Source organism: Martelella mangrovi (genome assembly GCF_040545495.1).
GTDB lineage: Bacteria > Pseudomonadota > Alphaproteobacteria > Rhizobiales > Rhizobiaceae > Martelella > Martelella mangrovi.
In genome coordinates this window covers 32,934-50,128 of sequence record NZ_JBEPLY010000012.1, presented here as the reverse complement: position 1 = coordinate 50,128, position 17,195 = coordinate 32,934, and the positions used below count along the sequence as shown (strand labels likewise).

The following is a 17,195-nucleotide window of genomic DNA, read 5'->3' as shown; positions in this document are numbered from 1 at the left end:
CGCTTTCTTTAAAAAGGACGGATATCCGCATGAATATTCATGAATACCAGGCCAAGGCTCTTCTCAAGAGCTATGGCGCGCCGGTTGCCGATGGCGTTGCCATCCTGAGCGCCGATGAGGTCGAGGCCGCGGTCGGCAAGCTTCCCGGTCCGCTTTACGTGGTCAAGAGCCAGATCCACGCCGGCGGGCGCGGCAAGGGCAAGTTCAAGGAACTGCCGGCAGACGCCAAGGGCGGCGTGCGGCTGGCCAAGTCGGCCGACGAGGTCAAGGCTTTCGTCAACGAGATGCTCGGCAACACGCTGGTGACCAAGCAGACCGGCCCGGCCGGCAAGCAGGTCAACCGCCTCTACATCGAAGACGGCGCCGATATCGACCGCGAACTCTACTGCTCGCTGCTGGTCGACCGTGCGGTCGGTCAGGTTGCTTTCGTGGTTTCCACCGAAGGCGGCATGGACATCGAAACGGTGGCGGAAGAAACCCCGGACAAGATCGTTACCGTGGCGATCGATCCGGAAACCGGCGTCACCGCTTCGAATGTCCGGACGCTGTGCGAAGCGCTGAAGCTTGAGGGCGATGCGGTTGCCGATGCCGAGCGTCTGTTCCCGATCCTCTACAAGGCCTTTGTTGAAAAGGACATGAGCCTTCTCGAGATCAACCCGCTGATCGTCATGGAAAACGGCCATCTGCGCGTGCTCGATGCCAAGGTGTCGTTTGACGGCAATGCGCTGTTCCGCCACGACGATGTCCGCGAACTGCGCGACACGACGGAAGAAGACGCCAAGGAAATCGAAGCGTCGAAATATGACCTCGCCTATGTGGCGCTGGACGGCAATATCGGCTGCATGGTCAATGGTGCCGGTCTTGCCATGGCGACGATGGACATCATCAAGCTTTACGGCGCAGAGCCGGCCAACTTCCTCGACGTCGGCGGCGGCGCTTCGAAGGAAAAGGTCACGGCGGCCTTCAAGATCATCACTGCCGATCCGGCTGTGAAGGGTATTCTGGTCAACATCTTCGGCGGCATCATGCGTTGCGACGTGATCGCCGAAGGCGTGATCGCGGCCGTCAAGGAAGTCGGCCTCAAGGTGCCGCTGGTTGTTCGCCTGGAAGGCACCAATGTCGACCTCGGCAAGAAGATCATCGACGAATCCGGTCTGAATGTCATCTCCGCCGACGATCTCGACGACGCGGCGCAGAAAATCGTTGCGGCCGTGAAGGAGGCCTGAGTATCCATGTCCATTCTGGTCAATAAAGACACCAAGGTTCTGGTTCAGGGCCTCACCGGCAAGACCGGCACCTTCCACACCGAGCAGGCGCTGGCCTATTACGGCACCAAGATGGTCGGCGGTATTCACCCGAAGAAGGGTGGAACCGAGTGGTCCTCCGGCGTCGACGGCACCAATCTGCCGATCTTCGCTTCCGTTGCCGAAGGCAAGGAAAAGACCGGCGCCGATGCATCCGTGATCTACGTTCCGCCGGCAGGCGCGGGCGCTGCGATCCTGGAAGCCATTGATGCCGAAATTCCGCTGATCGTGTGCATCACCGAAGGCATTCCGGTGGCCGATATGGTCAAGGTCAAGGCGAAGCTCGACAAGTCGAAGTCGCGGCTGATCGGCCCGAACTGCCCCGGCGTTCTGACCCCTGAAGAATGCAAGATCGGCATCATGCCGGGCTCGATCTTCAAGAAGGGCTCCGTCGGCGTTCTGTCGCGCTCGGGCACGCTCACCTATGAAGCCGTGTTCCAGACCACCAATGAGGGCCTCGGCCAGACCACGGCTGTCGGCATTGGCGGCGATCCGGTCAAGGGCACCGAGTTCATCGACATGCTGGAAATGTTCCTGGCGGACGATGCCACCGAATCCATCATCATGATCGGTGAAATCGGCGGTTCGGCTGAAGAAGAAGCCGCCCAGTTCCTCAAGGACGAGGCCAAAAAGGGCCGCAAGAAGCCGATGGTTGGCTTCATCGCGGGTCGTACGGCGCCTCCCGGACGCACCATGGGCCACGCCGGCGCCGTGATTTCCGGCGGCAAGGGCGGTGCTGAAGACAAGATCGAGGCAATGGAATCGGCCGGCATCAAGGTGTCGCCGTCCCCGGCGCGTCTCGGCAAGACGCTGGTTGACGTCCTGAAGGGCTGAACCACTTAATAAACTATGCGTGACGGCCTTTCTTGAACGGCCGTCACGAATTTACCGTTTTTGTGGCGGTTTCACCGTGACGAGAATGGTGTTTCATCGGATGGTCCGGCTGAAAAAGCCGGTTTCGTCGTTTCAAGCGGGAGGCGGGCTTCGGTCCGCGCGGTGCATATGTCCAGGCAAGAAGCCAACGAACAATTTCTTCTGACCTCGTTTCTCGATGGCGCCAATGCGACCTATATCGAGCATCTGTACGCGGCCTATGAAGAAAACCCCAATGCCGTCTCTGAAGAGTGGCGCGATTTCTTCAAGGCGCTTGGCGACGATCCGGATGCCGTGCGCAAGGCCGCCGAAGGTGCGTCCTGGAAAAAGGACAACTGGCCGCAGAAACCCAATGACGACCTGACGGCCGCTCTTGACGGCAACTGGGCCGATGTCGAACAGGTGGTCGAGAAGAAGCTGCGCGGCAAGGCGGCAGCCGAAGGCGCTGCGGTTTCCAACGAGGACGTGCTGCGCTCGACCCGCGATTCCGTCCGCGCGCTGATGATGATCCGCGCCTTCCGCATGCGCGGCCATCTGCATGCCCATCTTGACCCGCTCGGTCTCGCCGGCATGGCGGATGACGATTACAACGAGCTGTCGCCCAAGGCCTATGGCTTTACCGAGGCCGATTACGGCCGCCGTATCTTCCTCGACAATGTTCTGGGGCTGGAATACGCCACTATCCCGGAAATGCTCGACATCCTGACGCGTACCTATTGCACCACGCTCGGCGTCGAGTTCATGCATATTTCCAACCCGGAAGAAAAGTCCTGGATTCAGGAGCGGATCGAGGGACCGGAAAAGAGCATCACCTTCACCGAGAACGGCAAGAAGGCGATCCTGCAGAAGCTGGTCGAGGCCGAGGGCTTCGAAAAGTTTCTCGACACCAAATACAAGGGCACCAAGCGTTTCGGCCTCGACGGTGCGGAATCGCTGATCCCGGCGATGGAACAGATCATCAAGCGCGGCGGATCGCTGGGCCTGAAGGAAATCGTGCTCGGCATGCCGCATCGCGGCCGCCTCAACGTTTTGTCCCAGGTGATGGCCAAGACCCACCGCGCCATCTTCCACGAATTCAAGGGCGGTTCGTTCAAGCCTGACGATGTCGAAGGTTCGGGCGATGTGAAATACCACCTCGGCGCCTCCTCCGACCGCGAATTCGACGGCAACAATGTCCATCTGTCGCTGACGGCAAACCCCTCGCATCTGGAAATCGTCGATCCGGTGGTCATGGGCAAGGCCCGCGCCAAGCAGGATATCATCGCGACCCGCCGCGAGGGCGAGATTGTGCCGCTCGACGAACGCTCCAAGGTCATGCCGCTGCTGCTGCATGGCGATGCCGCCTTTGCCGGCCAGGGCGTGGTTGCCGAAATTCTCGGCCTGTCCGGCCTGCGCGGCCACCGCGTTGCCGGCACGGTGCATTTCATCGTCAACAACCAGATCGGTTTCACCACCAATCCGGCGTTCTCGCGCTCCTCGCCCTATCCGTCGGATGTGGCCAAGATGATCGAAGCGCCGATCTTCCACGTCAATGGCGACGACCCGGAAGCCGTGGTCTATGCGGCCAAGATCGCGACCGAGTTTAGGATGAAGTTCCACAAGCCGGTCGTTATCGACATGTTCTGCTACCGTCGCTTCGGCCATAACGAAGGCGACGAGCCGGCGTTCACCCAGCCGAAGATGTACAAGGTCATCCGCGGCCACGAGACCGTCACCAAGCTCTATGCCGACCGGCTGATCAAGGAAGGCCTGATCACCAAGGAAGAATTCGACGGCATGCTGGCCGACTGGAAGAGCTTCCTGGAGCAGGAATTCGAGGCCGGCTCCTCCTACAAGCCCAACAAGGCCGACTGGCTGGATGGCGAATGGTCGGGGCTGCGGGCTGCCGACAACGCCGATGAGCTGCGCCGCGGCAAGACCTCGGTGCCGATGAAGACGCTGAAGGAAGTCGGCAAGAAGCTGACGGAAGTGCCGGAAGGCTTCAACGTTCACCGCACGGTCAAGCGTTTCCTCGACAACCGCGCCAAGATGATGGAGACCGGCGAGGGCATCGACTGGGCCATGGCCGAGGCGCTGGCCTTCGGGTCGCTCGCCTATGAAGGGTTCAAGGTTCGCCTGTCCGGTCAGGATGTCGAGCGTGGCACCTTCTCGCAGCGCCATTCGGTGCTCTACGATCAGGAGACCGAGGAACGCTACCTGCCGCTGCAGAATATCCGCTCCGGCCAGGGTCGCTACGAGGTCATCAACTCGATGTTGTCGGAAGAAGCCGTGCTTGGCTTCGAATACGGCTATTCGCTGGCCCGTCCCAACGCGCTGACGCTCTGGGAAGCGCAGTTTGGCGATTTCGCCAATGGCGCCCAGGTGGTGTTCGACCAGTTCATCTCCTCGGGCGAACGCAAATGGCTGCGCATGTCCGGTCTCGTCTGCCTGCTGCCGCACGGCTATGAGGGGCAGGGACCGGAGCATTCCTCGGCCCGTCTGGAGCGCTGGCTGCAGATGTGTGCGGAAGACAACATGCAGGTCGCAAACTGCACCACGCCGGCGAACTATTTCCACATTCTGCGCCGCCAGTTGAAGCGCGACTTCCGCAAGCCGCTGATCCTGATGACGCCGAAGTCGCTGCTGCGCCACAAGCGCGCCCAGTCCACGCTTTCGGAAATGGCCGGCGAAACCGCCTTCCACCGTCTGCTCTGGGATGATGCCGTCGAGCACGATACGCCGATCAAGCTGGTCAGGGATTCCAAGATCCGCCGCGTCGTCCTGTGCTCGGGCAAGGTCTATTACGACCTGTTCGAGGAACGCGAAAAGCGCGGGATCAACGATATTTACCTGCTGCGCGTCGAACAGCTCTATCCGTTCCCGGCCAAGGCGCTGATCAACATGCTTTCGCGCTTCAAGAACGCGGAAATGGTCTGGTGCCAGGAAGAACCGAAGAATATGGGTGCATGGTCGTTCATCGAGCCCTATCTGGAGTGGGTGCTGACGCATATCGATGCCAAGCATTCGCGGGTTCGCTATGCCGGACGTGCCGCAGCCGCTTCGACGGCGACGGGGCTGATGTCGCGCCACCAGGCTCAGCTTGCCGCCTTCCTCGACGACGCGCTCGGCGAATGAAACCAACAGAAGCGCGCCGGACCTTGACGCCCGGCGCGCAACGACCGCTTAAAAGGCGATCCGGACACAAAGTTTATCAATATCGGGACTTTTGACATGGCCACTGAAATCCGCGTTCCCACTTTGGGTGAATCCGTTACCGAGGCAACGGTCGGCACCTGGTACAAGAAGGTCGGCGACGCTATCGCCGCCGATGAGCCGATTGTCGAACTGGAAACCGACAAGGTGACCATCGAGGTCCCGGCCCCGGCTGCCGGCACGCTTTCCGAAATCGTCGCCGGCGAAGGCGAGACCGTCGAGCTCGACGCGCTGCTCGGCCAGATCGCCGAGGGCGACGCCCCGGCTGCGGGCGGTGGCGAAAAGGAAGAACCCAAGGCCGAAGCGCCGAAGGAAGAAGCGCCGAAAGCCGAAGAACCGGCTGCAAAATCCGGCTCCGACATGCCGGCAGCGCCGTCTGCTGCCAAGATGATGGAAGAAAAGAACATCTCCGCCGATCAGGTGGAAGGTTCGGGCAAGCGCGGCCAGGTGCTGAAGGGCGATGTCATCGCCGCTGCCGCCAAGGGCACGTCCGCTCCGGCCGCCGAACCGGCCAAGGCCCCGCAGCGCGCGCCGTCCAAGGTTGAGGACGCCGATCGCGAAGAGCGCGTCAAGATGACCCGCCTGCGCCAGACCATCGCCAAGCGGCTGAAGGATGCGCAGAACACGGCGGCCATGCTGACCACCTATAACGAGGTGGACATGACGGCCGTGATGGAGCTGCGGTCGAAATACAAGGACCTGTTCCTGAAGAAGCACGACGTCAAGCTGGGCTTCATGGGCTTCTTCACCAAGGCTGTCTGTCATGCCCTGAAGGAAATTCCGGCGGTCAACGCCGAAATCGACGGCACGGACATCATCTACAAGAAGTTCTGCCACATCGGCATGGCCGTTGGCACCGACAAGGGCCTCGTCGTTCCGGTCGTGCGCGATGCCGACCAGATGTCGATTGCCGAGATTGAAGCCGAGATTGCCCGTCTTGCCAAGGCGGCGCGCGGCGGTCAGCTTTCCATGGCCGACATGCAGGGCGGCACCTTCACCATCACCAATGGCGGTGTCTACGGCTCGCTGATGTCGTCGCCGATCCTGAATGCGCCGCAGTCGGGCATTCTCGGCATGCACAAGATCCAGGAACGCCCGATGGCGATCGGCGGTCAGGTGGTCATTCGCCCGATGATGTATCTTGCGCTTTCCTACGACCATCGTATGGTCGACGGTCAGGAGGCCGTAACCTTCCTGGTCCGCGTCAAGGAAACGCTTGAGGATCCGGAACGTCTGGTTCTCGATCTCTGATCATCCGCTAAAGGGGGCAGGACCATGAGCATCGCGTTTTTCATAACCGCATTGATTGTGGTCCTGGTTCCCGGTACCGGCGTTGTCTATACGCTGGCGACCGGCCTGTCTTCAGGCCGGCGCGCATCTGTTGCGGCGGCCGTCGGCTGCACATTTGGTATCGTCCCGGCCATTCTGGCTTCGGTTTTCGGGCTGGCGGCGTTGTTTCACACCAGTGCGGTCCTGTTCCAGACGGTCAAGTTCGCCGGTGTCGCCTATCTGCTTTATCTCGCCTGGCAGGTGCTGAAGGAACACGGCACGCTGTCGATTTCCGCCGAGCCGCGGGCGAAACGCTCGACGCTCGCGATCGTGCGAGACGGCTTTCTGCTGAACATCCTCAATCCCAAACTGTCCGTGTTTTTCCTGGCCTTCCTGCCGCAATTCGTCGATCCCGCCGCCGGTCATGCCGTTTTCCAGATGCTGATGCTTTCGGGGATCTTCATGCTGATGACGCTGGTCGTCTTTGTCATCTACGGCCAGTTCGCGGCGCTGATGCGCGACCGTGTGTTTTCCAGTGAACGGGCAATGGCCTGGATGCGCCGCTCGGTCGCCATGGCCTTTGCCGGCTTCGGCCTGAAGCTGGCGCTCAGCAGACAATAAAACGTGGACAGGCGGAGCAGCATATCGTGAATCATCAATATCTGGTCGAACTGGCATCCCTCATGGCGATTTTTTCCTTCGCCATCGTTGCCCCCGGGGCTGACACCGCCATGGTTATCCGGCAGGCGCTGGTGCATGGGCGACGTTCGGCGATACTGAGCAGTTTCGGCATCGGCACCTCGCTGATGTTTCATGTCAGCTACACGATCCTCGGGCTTGGTCTCATCATCTCGCAGTCGATCATGCTGTTTAACGTCATCAAGTGGATGGGCGCTGCCTATCTGATCTATCTCGGCATCCAGTCGTTCCGCTCCGGCAAGGCCAATGTCTCGCCCGTTGCGGAAACCGCGGTGACGGCGAGGCAGGGGGCGGCGAAGGCCTTTTCGCTCGGTTTTCTCGCCAATGCGCTGAACCCGAAACCGGTACTGTTCTTCCTGTCGATATTCTCAACCGTGGTCAGCCACGAAACCCCGGCGGGCGTGAAGTTCGGCTACGGCCTCGTCATGGCCACCTGCCTGATTGCATGGTTCGTCGGCGTATCACTGTTTTTGACCATGCCCACCATGCGCCATGCGTTTGAAAAGGCGAGTGTGTGGATCAACCGCGCCAGCGGCGCGGTGTTCATCGCTTTCGGCCTAAAACTGGCAACCGAAAAGGCGGGCTGAGCGGCCCCTGAAGAAACAAACCGGCCCCTCGGCCCGTACCCATCACGGTCATATGCGCCCATCCTTCGCACCGGCCATGACCGCACAAAAGAGAAGGAAATCTGATGTCCTATGATCTTATCGTAATCGGTTCCGGCCCCGGCGGCTATGTCTGCGCGGTCAAGGCCTCGCAGCTCGGCATGAAGGTCGCTGTCGTTGAAAAGCGCGCGACCTATGGCGGCACCTGCCTCAATGTCGGCTGTATTCCGTCCAAGGCGCTGCTGCATGCTTCCGAACAGTATGCCCACGCCGCCCATGGCATGGAAAGCCTCGGCGTGAAGCTTTCCGGCGTCGAACTCGATCACGACAAGCTGCTGGCCCACAAGGATGCGGTGGTGAAGTCGAATGTCGAAGGCGTTGCCTTCCTGTTCAAGAAGAACAAGATCGACGGTTTTCAGGGCACCGGCAAGGTCGTTTCCGCCGGCAAGGTGCAGGTGACGAAGGAAGACGGCTCCACCGAGGATCTGGAAGCCAAGAACATCGTGATTGCCACCGGTTCGGATGTTGCCGGCATTCCCGGCGTCGATGTTGCCATTGACGAGGAAACCATCGTCTCCTCCACCGGAGCGATTGCGCTGAAGAAGGTGCCGGAAAAGATGATCGTTGTCGGCGGCGGCGTTATCGGGCTGGAACTGGGCTCGGTCTGGTCACGGCTGGGCGCCAAGGTCACGGTCGTGGAATTCCTCGACAAGATCCTCGGCACCATGGATGGCGAAGTTTCCAAACAGACCCAGAAGCTGCTCGCCAAGCAGGGCCTTGATTTCAAGCTGTCGGCCAAGGTCACGGCCGTTGAAAAGGGCAAGAAGGGCGCGAAGGTGACCTTCGAGCCGGTCAAGGGCGGCGATGCGGAAACGCTGGACGCCGATATCGTGCTGATTTCGACGGGCCGCAAGCCCTATACCGAAGGTCTTGGCCTCGAAGACGCCGGCGTCAAGCTCGACGAGCGTGGCCGGGTCGAGATCGACGGCCATTTCAAGACCAATGTCGAGGGCATTTATGCCATCGGCGATGTGGTCAAGGGCCCGATGCTGGCGCACAAGGCCGAAGACGAGGGCGTGGCGCTGGCCGAAATCCTCGCCGGTCAGGCCGGTCATGTGAATTACGACGTGATCCCGAGCGTCGTCTACACCCAGCCGGAAGTCGCCTCCGTCGGCAAGACCGAGGAAGAGCTGAAGAAGGACGGCGTCGCCTATAATGTCGGCAAGTTTCCGTTCATGGCCAATGGCCGGGCTCGCGCCATGGAAACCACCGATGGTTTCGTCAAGGTGCTGGCCGACAAGGAAACCGACCGCGTGCTCGGCGTTCACATCGTCGGCTTCGGCGCTGGCGAAATGATCCAGGAAGCGTCGGTGCTGATGGAATTCGGTGGTTCGTCGGAAGACCTCGGCCGCACCTGCCACGCACACCCGACCATGTCGGAAGCGGTCAAGGAGGCCGCCATGGCGGCATTCTTCAAGCCGATCCACATGTAAGACCGGTTGCTCCTGGAGCCATTCCGGAAAATTGGATGCGGCCTCCTCGCGGGGCCGCATTTTTTGTTGGTAACAATACTGGCCCTGTCTCAGTCCCCGAACATGATCCCTTGGGATAGGCTGTCGAGGGGCGGTAATGCGCCGTGGGGCGTGGCCGCCGTCACAACGATGCCAATTGCGTTTCCCGTAAATCTGAATTCAGAAAAATATAATATTTACAGTAATTTAATGTATTCATTACCAAGAATTGAGTATCGTTTCCGCCATCGCTGGGCGTAAAATGGGAATGGAAAGGGATGATCCTTTCCGGTTTCAAAAGAACACTGAAAACATCCCAAGGACCAATCCGATGAAAAAACTAATCGCGCTTTCGCTTGCGACCCTGATGGTGGGTGCAGGCGCTGCCTTTGCCGGCGAACCGCTCAATCCGGCGATGTACGGCCCGAAGATCACCGCTGCCGACAGGGATATTGCCCAGCTTGCCCAGCCCGGCGATATCTTCTCCACCAGTGTCCACAACGGTGCCAACTGGCATGCGGTCAAGACCTTCAAGGTCCGTCCCGACGGTTCGCCCGAACTGATCAGCTTCAGCTACGACAATAACGCCTGATCGCGTTTTTCCCGCAGGTCCCGCTTTGTCGGCGGGGCCTGTTCTGCCCGCTGGACCGATCAGGCGCGCGGATGCGCCTTGTCGTAGATCTCCAGAAGCCGTCCGGTGTCGACGCCGGTATAGACCTGTGTGGTCGACAGGCTGGCATGGCCCAGCAATTCCTGAATGGTTCTGAGGTCGCCGCCGGCGGCCAGCAGATGCGTTGCGAAGGAATGGCGCAGCGCATGGGGCGTGGCCTTGTCCGATAGGCCGAGCGCGCCGCGCATTGCCTGCATTTCCCGCTGTATGATCGCCGGCTGCAGCGTCTTGCCGCGCAGGCCCCGGAAAAGCGGCTTGGCTGCGTCCAGATGGTGGGGGCAGAGCGCGATATAGTGCCGCACCGCCGCAAGAGCTGCCGGCAGCAGCGGCACGATGCGGGTCTTGTTGCCCTTGCCGGTAATTCTGAGGCTTGTCGGCTCACCGGCAAAATCGCCCGGTGTCAGCCCGATGGCTTCCGAAATGCGCAATCCGCAGCCGTAAAGCAGACAGAAGACGGCCGCATTGCGTGCGGCGATCCATGGTTCTTCCGCCAATTGAGCATCATTGCCCGAGACGGCGAGCGCTTCCTCGGCGCTCAGCGGTTTGGGCAGGGATTTCGGTTGCTTCGGCGCCCGCATGGCCCGCACGCCGGCGGCATTGGCCAGGCCGCGTTTTTCCAGCCAGCGCAGAAACGAGCGAATGCCGGCCAGATCGCGGCCGAGCGTGCGCGCGCCGGCACCCTCGCGACGCCGGAAGGCGAGATAGGCACGCACATCGGCAGGACGCAGCGAATCAATGTCGTCAAGCCGGACCGGCCGTGCGATATGGCCGCACAGAAAGGCGAGGAATTGCCGCGTATCGCGTTCGTATGCCTCCGCCGTCTTGGCTGAAAGCCGGCGTTCGCCGGCCAGTGCCTGCAGCCACTCTTGACGCAATGCAAGCAATGTATCATCAGCAGGCACCAGTATTTCGCTCATGGGGTCACCGTCCAAGGAACTTCTTGCCGCGACGCGATTTTACAGTAAATTGGGTTACAAAAACGCTAAGGGTTCCGGGAGGTGTCATTGTCTTTTCATACGGAATTGCGATATAGGCCGCTCGGCAAAAGCAGGAATTTATATGGCGCGTCGTGATTCATCATCCGCTCTGGCGCAGTTTGCTGAGGCTGTGGCGCTTGTATCGCAAGGGCAGCCGGGGCACATCGTCGATACGCTGATCGCCGAGCGCGGCCAGAAGATTGTCCACAATCCGTTCTGGCCGGTCATGCGGCCGTTTCTGCATCTGCTTCTCGGATACGGGAAGGCGATCGATTTCGCCAATGACATCCAGTCCATGGATGGTTACCAGGTTTTCCAGTACATCTCCGAGCGGTTGACACTCGATATCAATTGCATTCGCGGTGAGCGCATCCCTGAAAAGGGCGGCTTCGTCATGGTTTCGAATCATCCGACCGGCATTGCCGACGGTGTCGCCGTGTTCGATCTTCTGAAGGAACGCCGTCCCGACATGATGTTCTTCGCCAACCGGGACGCCGTGCGCGTCAACCCGCGTCTGGTCGAGATGATCATTCCGGTTGAATGGCGCGAAGAGTTCAAGAGCAAGCTCAAGGCGCGCGAAACCCTGCAGGTCACCAACAATGCCATCAGGGAAGAAAAGGCGATGGTGCTGTTTCCCTCGGGGCGCATCGCCTATTGGGCCGACGGCAAGCTGAATGAACGCCCATGGAAGACCTCGGCCATCGGTTTTGCCCGCAAATACGATCTGCCGATCCTGCCGGTGCACCTGAAGGCGCGCAATTCCGGCCTGTTCTACTGGTTCGCCAAGTGGTCGACCGAACTGCGCGACATGACGGTCTTCCACGAACTTCTGAACAAGCAGGGCGATCGATTCGACTTCACCATCGGTAACATGATCATGCCCGATCAATTGCAGGGCGCGCCGGCGGATGTGACCGCTGCTCTTGAGCACCATACCGTGCATGCACTGGCCGATGATCCCGATGCCGCCTTTGTTCTGGAAAACGGCAAGTCGGCTTCGGTGGTGTCGGACGCCTCTTGAATTCTGCACTTCACTTTAAAGGATGCGGCAGGCAAGCTTGCCAGCCATGACCCGAGATTCGCTCGACCTTTTCGGAAAACCGATTGATCCTGCCGTGATGCGCAGCGTGCCTGTGATGGTGCCGCTGCCCGTGGCAGGACCATATTCCTATGCTGTTCCCGAAGGCATGGCGGTGATGCCCGGCTCCGTGGTGCAGGTGCCCGTCGGCCCCCGCAAGGTGATCGGCATTGTCTGGGATGAAGCGTCAGGCGACACGGTCGATCCGAAGAAGCTGCGGCCGATCGAGCACGTCTTCGACTGCCCGCCGGTTGCCGATGACATGCGTCGGTTCATTGCCTGGATGTCGGCCTACACGCTGTCGCCGCCGGGGCTTGTGGCGCGCATGGCCGTGCGCGCGCCGGCAGCGCTTGAGCCGGAACCGATGATCGAGGGGCTGACGCTGACGGGCACCGTGCCGGAGCGGATGACGCCTGCCAGAAAACGGGTGCTGGAACTGGCCGAAGACGGTGCGGGGTGGACGCGGCTCGGTCTGGCGCGCGCGGCAGGCGTGAGCTCCAGCGTGGTCGAAACCATGATGAAACAGGGCGTGTTCGACACCGTTTTCATGCCGCCGCCACCGGCGTTCGGCACGCCCGATCCCGACTATGCGCCGCCCGACCTGTCACCCGACCAGGCGGCAGCGGCCGACGATCTGCGTGCAGCCGTTGCGGCCGATCGTTTTCATGTGACGCTGATTGACGGCGTGACCGGTTCCGGCAAGACGGAAGTCTATTTCGAGGCCGTGGCCGAAACCCTTGCCAAGGGCAAGCAGGTGCTGATCCTTCTGCCGGAAATCGCGCTCACCGCCAGTTTCCTCGACCGGTTCGAGGCGCGTTTCGGCACACGTCCGGGCGAATGGCATTCCGATCTCGCCCCGCGCATGCGCGAAAAGGTCTGGCGGCAGACGGCCGAAGGGGCTGTCCGCGTCGTCGCCGGTGCCCGTTCGTCGCTGTTCCTGCCCTTCGAGGACCTCGGCCTGATCGTGGTCGATGAGGAACACGATACCGCCTACAAGCAGGAAGACCGGGTGTTCTACAATGCCCGTGATATGGCGGTGGTGCGCGCCCGCATCGGCGGATTTCCGGCCGTTCTCGCTTCGGCCACGCCGTCTGTGGAAAGCCAGGTCAATGCGCTGGCCGGGCGGTATCAGCGCATCCATCTGCCGGGCCGCTTTGCCGAAGCGGCGTTGCCAAGCTTGAAGACGGTCGACCTCAGGCGCGATCCGCCGAAGCGCGGCGGGTTTCTGTCGCCGATGTTGCTGTCGGAGATCGACAAGACCGTCGGGCGCGGTGAACAGGCGCTGTTGTTCCTGAACCGTCGCGGCTATGCGCCGTTGACGCTCTGCCGGGTCTGCGGTCATCGCTTCCAGTGCCCCAATTGTTCAAGCTGGCTGGTTGAACACCGGTTTCGCGGGCGGCTGATGTGCCATCACTGCGGCCATGCCGAGCCGGTGCCGGAGGCCTGCCCCGAATGCGGAACGCTCGATCATCTCGTGGCCTGCGGGCCGGGGGTGGAGCGGATCGCCGAGGAGGTCGAGCAGCATTTCCCGGAAAAGCGCACGATCATCCTGTCATCGGACATGGCCGGCGGCGTCAAGCGGTTGCGGCTCGAGCTGGAGGCAGTTGCCAATGGCGAGGCGGACATCATCATCGGCACGCAACTGGTGGCCAAGGGGCATAATTTTCCGCTGATGACGCTTGTCGGCGTGGTCGATGCCGATATCGGCCTTGCAAACGGCGATCCGCGCGCGGCCGAACGCACATTTCAACTGCTTGCGCAGGTGACCGGGCGGGCCGGGCGCACGGGGCTTGCCAGCAAGGGGCTGATCCAGACCTACCAGCCGGCCCATCCGGTGATGCAGGCAATTGTTTCCGGTGAAGCCGATGCGTTTTACGAACGCGAGATCACCGAGCGGGAAAAGAGCGGATTGCCGCCCTTCGGCAGGCTTGCCGCCGTCATCATTTCCGCCGATAACCGTGGCGATGCCGAGGCGCATGCGCGGGGGCTGAGGGCGGCAGCGCCTGCCGGTCGCTCGATATCGGTGCTGGGACCTGCCGAGGCGCCGCTTGCGCTGGTGCGCGGGCGCTACCGTTTCCGCCTGCTTGTTCACGGCAGCCGCGCGGATGATATCCAGGCTTTTTTGAGGGAAATGCTCGAAAACGGGCCGCGACAACGTGGCACGGTCCGTGTGCAGCTTGACATTGACCCGCAGAGCTTTCTCTAGATAAGCTGAAAGGCGTGCGGTATCGCGTGCCGACGATGGGAAGGAGCTTTCAGATGAGTTTTTACTGGCCGGAGAGTTTTGTCGGGCAGGTCGCCCTGTTCATGGCGGTGGTCATCCTGATCTGGGGGCTGGTGGTGGCGCTTGCGCCATTGAAACTGATGGGGCTGGCCGGTTTTTCGGGACTGAAGGAGGAAAGCGGCGCCAGCATTCATATCCGCTCGATGATCGGCGGAACCTATGCGGCGATGTCGCTGATGGCGCTGCTGTTCGATCAGCCGATGATCTACCGCACATTCGGTCTGGCGCTGATCTTCGGATTCCTGACAAGGCTGTTGTGGATGGCCACGACGGGAAGCCGGTCGATCAAGGGCGGCATATTCCTCGTCTGCCAGGCGGTAGCGGGTGTGTTCATGCTGCTCTACGGTCTTGGCTGGGCGTGAACGGCAAGGCTTTCAAAAGTACTGCGTTTCAGGGATTTCAGACTTTGTGACAAGAAACGCAGGCCAATGCTCCAAACGGGCTTTGAGCGTGTTGCGGAGAGCTTTTACCTGTGCTAGACGAACCCCAACTATTGGGAGGGCCAGCATGTTTTTATGCTGTTTCCCGGGGATATCGTGAAGTTTTGAGGGCTTCGGGCAGTGCCTGTCATGGATACCGCCCGAGCCGATTTTTAAGGGGAATTTGTGCCTGTGGCAGACCTATCCCAATCTGTTTCGAACGTTGCGCAGCGTTATGCTGTCTCCCTGTTCGAACTTGCCAAGGATGAAGACAGCATCGACGCGTTGGGCGCCGATATCGACCGAGTCGAGACGCTGTTGAACGAAAGCGACGATTTCAGGCGTCTGGTGGTGAGTCCCGTGTTCAGCGCGGACGAGCAGCTGAAGGCTGTAACCGCCATTCTCGCCAAGGCGAAGATCGGCGGCTATGTCGCCAATTTCGTCAAGCTGGTTGCGAAAAACCGCCGTCTGTTTGTCCTGCCTGGCATGATCCTGGCCTATCGCGGCGAGGTTGCTGCCCATCGCGGACAGATGACGGCCGAAGTGGCAGTGGCGCATGCCCTGTCTGACGAACAACAACAGGAATTGAAGACTGCGCTGAAGGATGTGACGGGCAAGGATGTGACCCTTCATATTACCGAAGATGCGTCGCTTCTCGGCGGAATGATCGTCAAGGTCGGTTCGCGTCAGATCGACACGTCGCTGCGCACGAAACTCTCCAAACTTAAGCTTTCACTGAAAGAGGTTGGCTGATGGATATCCGGGCCGCGGAAATTTCCGCAATTCTGAAAGAGCAGATCAAAAATTTCGGCGACGAGGCTGAGGTCTCGGAAGTCGGTCAGGTGCTTTCGGTCGGCGACGGCATCGCCCGCGTCTATGGTCTCGATAATGTCCAGGCCGGCGAGATGGTCGAATTCGAAGGCGGTGTGCGCGGCATGGCGCTGAACCTCGAAAGCGACAATGTCGGTGTCGTTATCTTCGGTTCCGACCGTGAGATCGGTGAAGGCGATGTGGTCAAGCGTACCGGTGCCATTGTGGACGTTCCGGTCGGTCCCGGCCTGCTCGGCCGCGTTGTCGACGCGCTCGGCAATCCGATTGACGGCAAGGGCCCGATTGCTTCGGATACGCGCGCCACTGTCGACGTCAAGGCGCCCGGCATCATTCCGCGAAAGTCGGTTCATGAGCCGATGTCGACCGGCCTCAAGGCTATCGATGCGCTGATCCCGATCGGCCGCGGCCAGCGCGAGCTGGTCATCGGCGACCGTCAGACCGGCAAGACCGCGATCATTCTCGACACCTTCCTGAACCAGAAGCCGATCCACGACAACGGCCCGGACAATGACAAGCTTTACTGCGTCTATGTCGCCGTTGGTCAGAAGCGTTCGACCGTTGCCCAGTTCGTGAAGACCCTGGAAGAGCGCGGCGCGCTTGAATATTCCGTCGTGATCGCCGCGACCGCTTCCGATCCGGCTCCGATGCAGTACATCGCGCCGTTTGCCGGCTGCGCCATCGGTGAATATTTCCGCGACAACAGCATGCATGCGCTGATTGCTTACGACGACCTTTCCAAGCAGGCCGTTGCCTATCGTCAGATGTCGCTGTTGCTGCGCCGCCCGCCGGGCCGTGAAGCCTATCCGGGTGATGTTTTCTACCTGCATTCGCGTCTTCTGGAGCGCGCTGCCAAGCTCTCCGACGAGCGCGGCGGAGGTTCGCTGACGGCTCTGCCGGTGATCGAAACCCAGGGTAACGACGTTTCGGCCTTTATTCCGACCAATGTGATCTCGATCACCGACGGTCAGATCTTCCTGGAAACCGACCTGTTCTACCAGGGCGTCCGTCCGGCTGTTAACGTCGGTCTGTCGGTGTCGCGCGTTGGTTCGTCGGCCCAGATCAAGGCGATGAAACAGGTTGCCGGTTCGATCAAGGGCGAGCTTGCCCAGTATCGTGAAATGGCCGCCTTCGCGCAGTTCGGTTCCGACCTTGATGCCGCGACCCAGCGCCTGCTGAACCGCGGTGCGCGTCTGACCGAACTTCTGAAGCAGCAGCAGTTCTCGCCGCTGAAGACGGAAGAGCAGGTTGTTGTGATCTTCGCCGGTGTGAACGGTTATCTCGACAAGCTGCCGGTTGGCGATGTCAGCAAGTTCGAACAGGGCCTGTTGTCTTATGTGCGTGGCGAGGCCAGCGACGTGCTGGACGGTATTCGCACCGAAAAGGCGCTGAGTGACGATCTGAAGGGCAAGCTGAAAGCGGCAATCGACGCTTTTGCGAAGAACTTCTCCAAGTAACCAGGTAATCTTAGCGGGGATTTTATACC

At 60.6% G+C, this 17,195-nt stretch carries 14 protein-coding genes; 13 read left to right on the top strand and 1 reads right to left on the bottom strand.

Annotated features, from left to right (window positions below; all coding sequences use genetic code 11):
* Window positions 1–29: 29 nt before the first annotated feature.
* From sucC to ABID12_RS15715, 8 genes are all read left to right on the top strand, one after another.
* Complete coding sequence (gene sucC / locus ABID12_RS15750) at window positions 30–1,226, top strand: ADP-forming succinate--CoA ligase subunit beta (RefSeq protein ID WP_106302467.1); 1,197 nt, start codon at window positions 30–32, stop codon at window positions 1,224–1,226.
* Between the two features lie 6 nt (window positions 1,227–1,232).
* The gene (gene sucD, locus ABID12_RS15745) at window positions 1,233–2,138 is read left to right on the top strand and encodes a succinate--CoA ligase subunit alpha (protein ID WP_354435043.1); all 906 of its coding nucleotides are present in this window, start codon (window positions 1,233–1,235) and stop codon (window positions 2,136–2,138) included.
* Window positions 2,139–2,306: 168 nt separating this feature from the next.
* Entirely contained in the window at window positions 2,307–5,291 is a 2,985-nt protein-coding gene (locus ABID12_RS15740) for a 2-oxoglutarate dehydrogenase E1 component (protein WP_354435042.1), read from the top strand.
* A 96-nt stretch (window positions 5,292–5,387) separates the two neighbouring features.
* Window positions 5,388–6,620 (top strand): 2-oxoglutarate dehydrogenase complex dihydrolipoyllysine-residue succinyltransferase, encoded by a 1,233-nt coding sequence (gene odhB / locus ABID12_RS15735; protein WP_106302461.1) that lies wholly within the window; start codon window positions 5,388–5,390, stop codon window positions 6,618–6,620.
* 24 nt (window positions 6,621–6,644) lie between these two features.
* Window positions 6,645–7,259, top strand: coding sequence for a LysE family translocator (locus ABID12_RS15730; RefSeq protein WP_354435041.1), 615 nt, complete (start codon window positions 6,645–6,647; stop codon window positions 7,257–7,259).
* Window positions 7,260–7,321: 62 nt separating this feature from the next.
* Window positions 7,322–7,924 (top strand): LysE family transporter, encoded by a 603-nt coding sequence (locus ABID12_RS15725; protein ID WP_106303217.1) that lies wholly within the window; start codon window positions 7,322–7,324, stop codon window positions 7,922–7,924.
* Window positions 7,925–8,028: 104 nt separating this feature from the next.
* Window positions 8,029–9,435, top strand: a complete 1,407-nt coding sequence (lpdA, locus tag ABID12_RS15720; RefSeq protein ID WP_354435040.1) for a dihydrolipoyl dehydrogenase — start codon at window positions 8,029–8,031, stop codon at window positions 9,433–9,435.
* Window positions 9,436–9,784: 349 nt separating this feature from the next.
* On the top strand, window positions 9,785–10,045 hold the full coding sequence (locus tag ABID12_RS15715; protein ID WP_354435039.1) for a hypothetical protein: 261 nt from the start codon (window positions 9,785–9,787) through the stop codon (window positions 10,043–10,045).
* 59 nt (window positions 10,046–10,104) lie between these two features.
* Here the strand turns inward: ABID12_RS15715 and ABID12_RS15710 are convergent, their stop codons facing one another.
* On the bottom strand, window positions 10,105–11,040 hold the full coding sequence (locus tag ABID12_RS15710; protein WP_354435038.1) for a tyrosine recombinase XerC: 936 nt from the start codon (window positions 11,038–11,040) through the stop codon (window positions 10,105–10,107).
* A 142-nt stretch (window positions 11,041–11,182) separates the two neighbouring features.
* On the opposite strand from ABID12_RS15710, the gene ABID12_RS15705 reads away from it, so the two are divergent.
* From ABID12_RS15705 to atpA, 5 genes are all read left to right on the top strand, one after another.
* Window positions 11,183–12,121 carry a GNAT family N-acetyltransferase gene (locus ABID12_RS15705; RefSeq protein ID WP_354435037.1) on the top strand — a complete coding sequence of 313 codons (939 nt, stop codon included), beginning with the start codon at window positions 11,183–11,185 and terminating at the stop codon, window positions 12,119–12,121.
* Window positions 12,122–12,167: 46 nt separating this feature from the next.
* Entirely contained in the window at window positions 12,168–14,384 is a 2,217-nt protein-coding gene (locus ABID12_RS15700; RefSeq protein ID WP_354435036.1) for a primosomal protein N', read from the top strand.
* Window positions 14,385–14,437: 53 nt separating this feature from the next.
* On the top strand, window positions 14,438–14,824 hold the full coding sequence (locus ABID12_RS15695; RefSeq protein ID WP_106302440.1) for a hypothetical protein: 387 nt from the start codon (window positions 14,438–14,440) through the stop codon (window positions 14,822–14,824).
* Between the two features lie 243 nt (window positions 14,825–15,067).
* Window positions 15,068–15,634, top strand: coding sequence for a F0F1 ATP synthase subunit delta (locus ABID12_RS15690; RefSeq protein ID WP_354435035.1), 567 nt, complete (start codon window positions 15,068–15,070; stop codon window positions 15,632–15,634).
* Window positions 15,634–17,166, top strand: coding sequence for a F0F1 ATP synthase subunit alpha (atpA, locus tag ABID12_RS15685; RefSeq protein WP_106302434.1), 1,533 nt, complete (start codon window positions 15,634–15,636; stop codon window positions 17,164–17,166). Before ABID12_RS15690 ends, atpA begins: the two co-directional genes overlap by 1 nt.
* Window positions 17,167–17,195 lie beyond the last annotated feature (29 nt).

Excerpts from the sequence above, each read along its gene's own strand:
- atpA (WP_106302434.1), top strand. The coding sequence starts at position 15,634 with ATGGATATCCGGGCCGCGGAAATTTCCGCAATTCTGAAAGAGCAGATC.
- ABID12_RS15725 (WP_106303217.1), top strand. The coding sequence starts at position 7,322 with ATGGCGATTTTTTCCTTCGCCATCGTTGCCCCCGGGGCTGACACCGCC.
- ABID12_RS15730 (WP_354435041.1), top strand. The coding sequence starts at position 6,645 with ATGAGCATCGCGTTTTTCATAACCGCATTGATTGTGGTCCTGGTTCCC.
- ABID12_RS15710 (WP_354435038.1), bottom strand. The coding sequence starts at position 11,040 with ATGAGCGAAATACTGGTGCCTGCTGATGATACATTGCTTGCATTGCGT.
- ABID12_RS15705 (WP_354435037.1), top strand. The coding sequence starts at position 11,183 with ATGGCGCGTCGTGATTCATCATCCGCTCTGGCGCAGTTTGCTGAGGCT.
- ABID12_RS15700 (WP_354435036.1), top strand. The coding sequence starts at position 12,168 with ATGACCCGAGATTCGCTCGACCTTTTCGGAAAACCGATTGATCCTGCC.
- sucC (WP_106302467.1), top strand. The coding sequence starts at position 30 with ATGAATATTCATGAATACCAGGCCAAGGCTCTTCTCAAGAGCTATGGC.
- odhB (WP_106302461.1), top strand. The coding sequence starts at position 5,388 with ATGGCCACTGAAATCCGCGTTCCCACTTTGGGTGAATCCGTTACCGAG.
- ABID12_RS15715 (WP_354435039.1), top strand. The coding sequence starts at position 9,785 with ATGAAAAAACTAATCGCGCTTTCGCTTGCGACCCTGATGGTGGGTGCA.
- ABID12_RS15740 (WP_354435042.1), top strand. The coding sequence starts at position 2,307 with ATGTCCAGGCAAGAAGCCAACGAACAATTTCTTCTGACCTCGTTTCTC.
- lpdA (WP_354435040.1), top strand. The coding sequence starts at position 8,029 with ATGTCCTATGATCTTATCGTAATCGGTTCCGGCCCCGGCGGCTATGTC.
- sucD (WP_354435043.1), top strand. The coding sequence starts at position 1,233 with ATGTCCATTCTGGTCAATAAAGACACCAAGGTTCTGGTTCAGGGCCTC.
- ABID12_RS15695 (WP_106302440.1), top strand. The coding sequence starts at position 14,438 with ATGAGTTTTTACTGGCCGGAGAGTTTTGTCGGGCAGGTCGCCCTGTTC.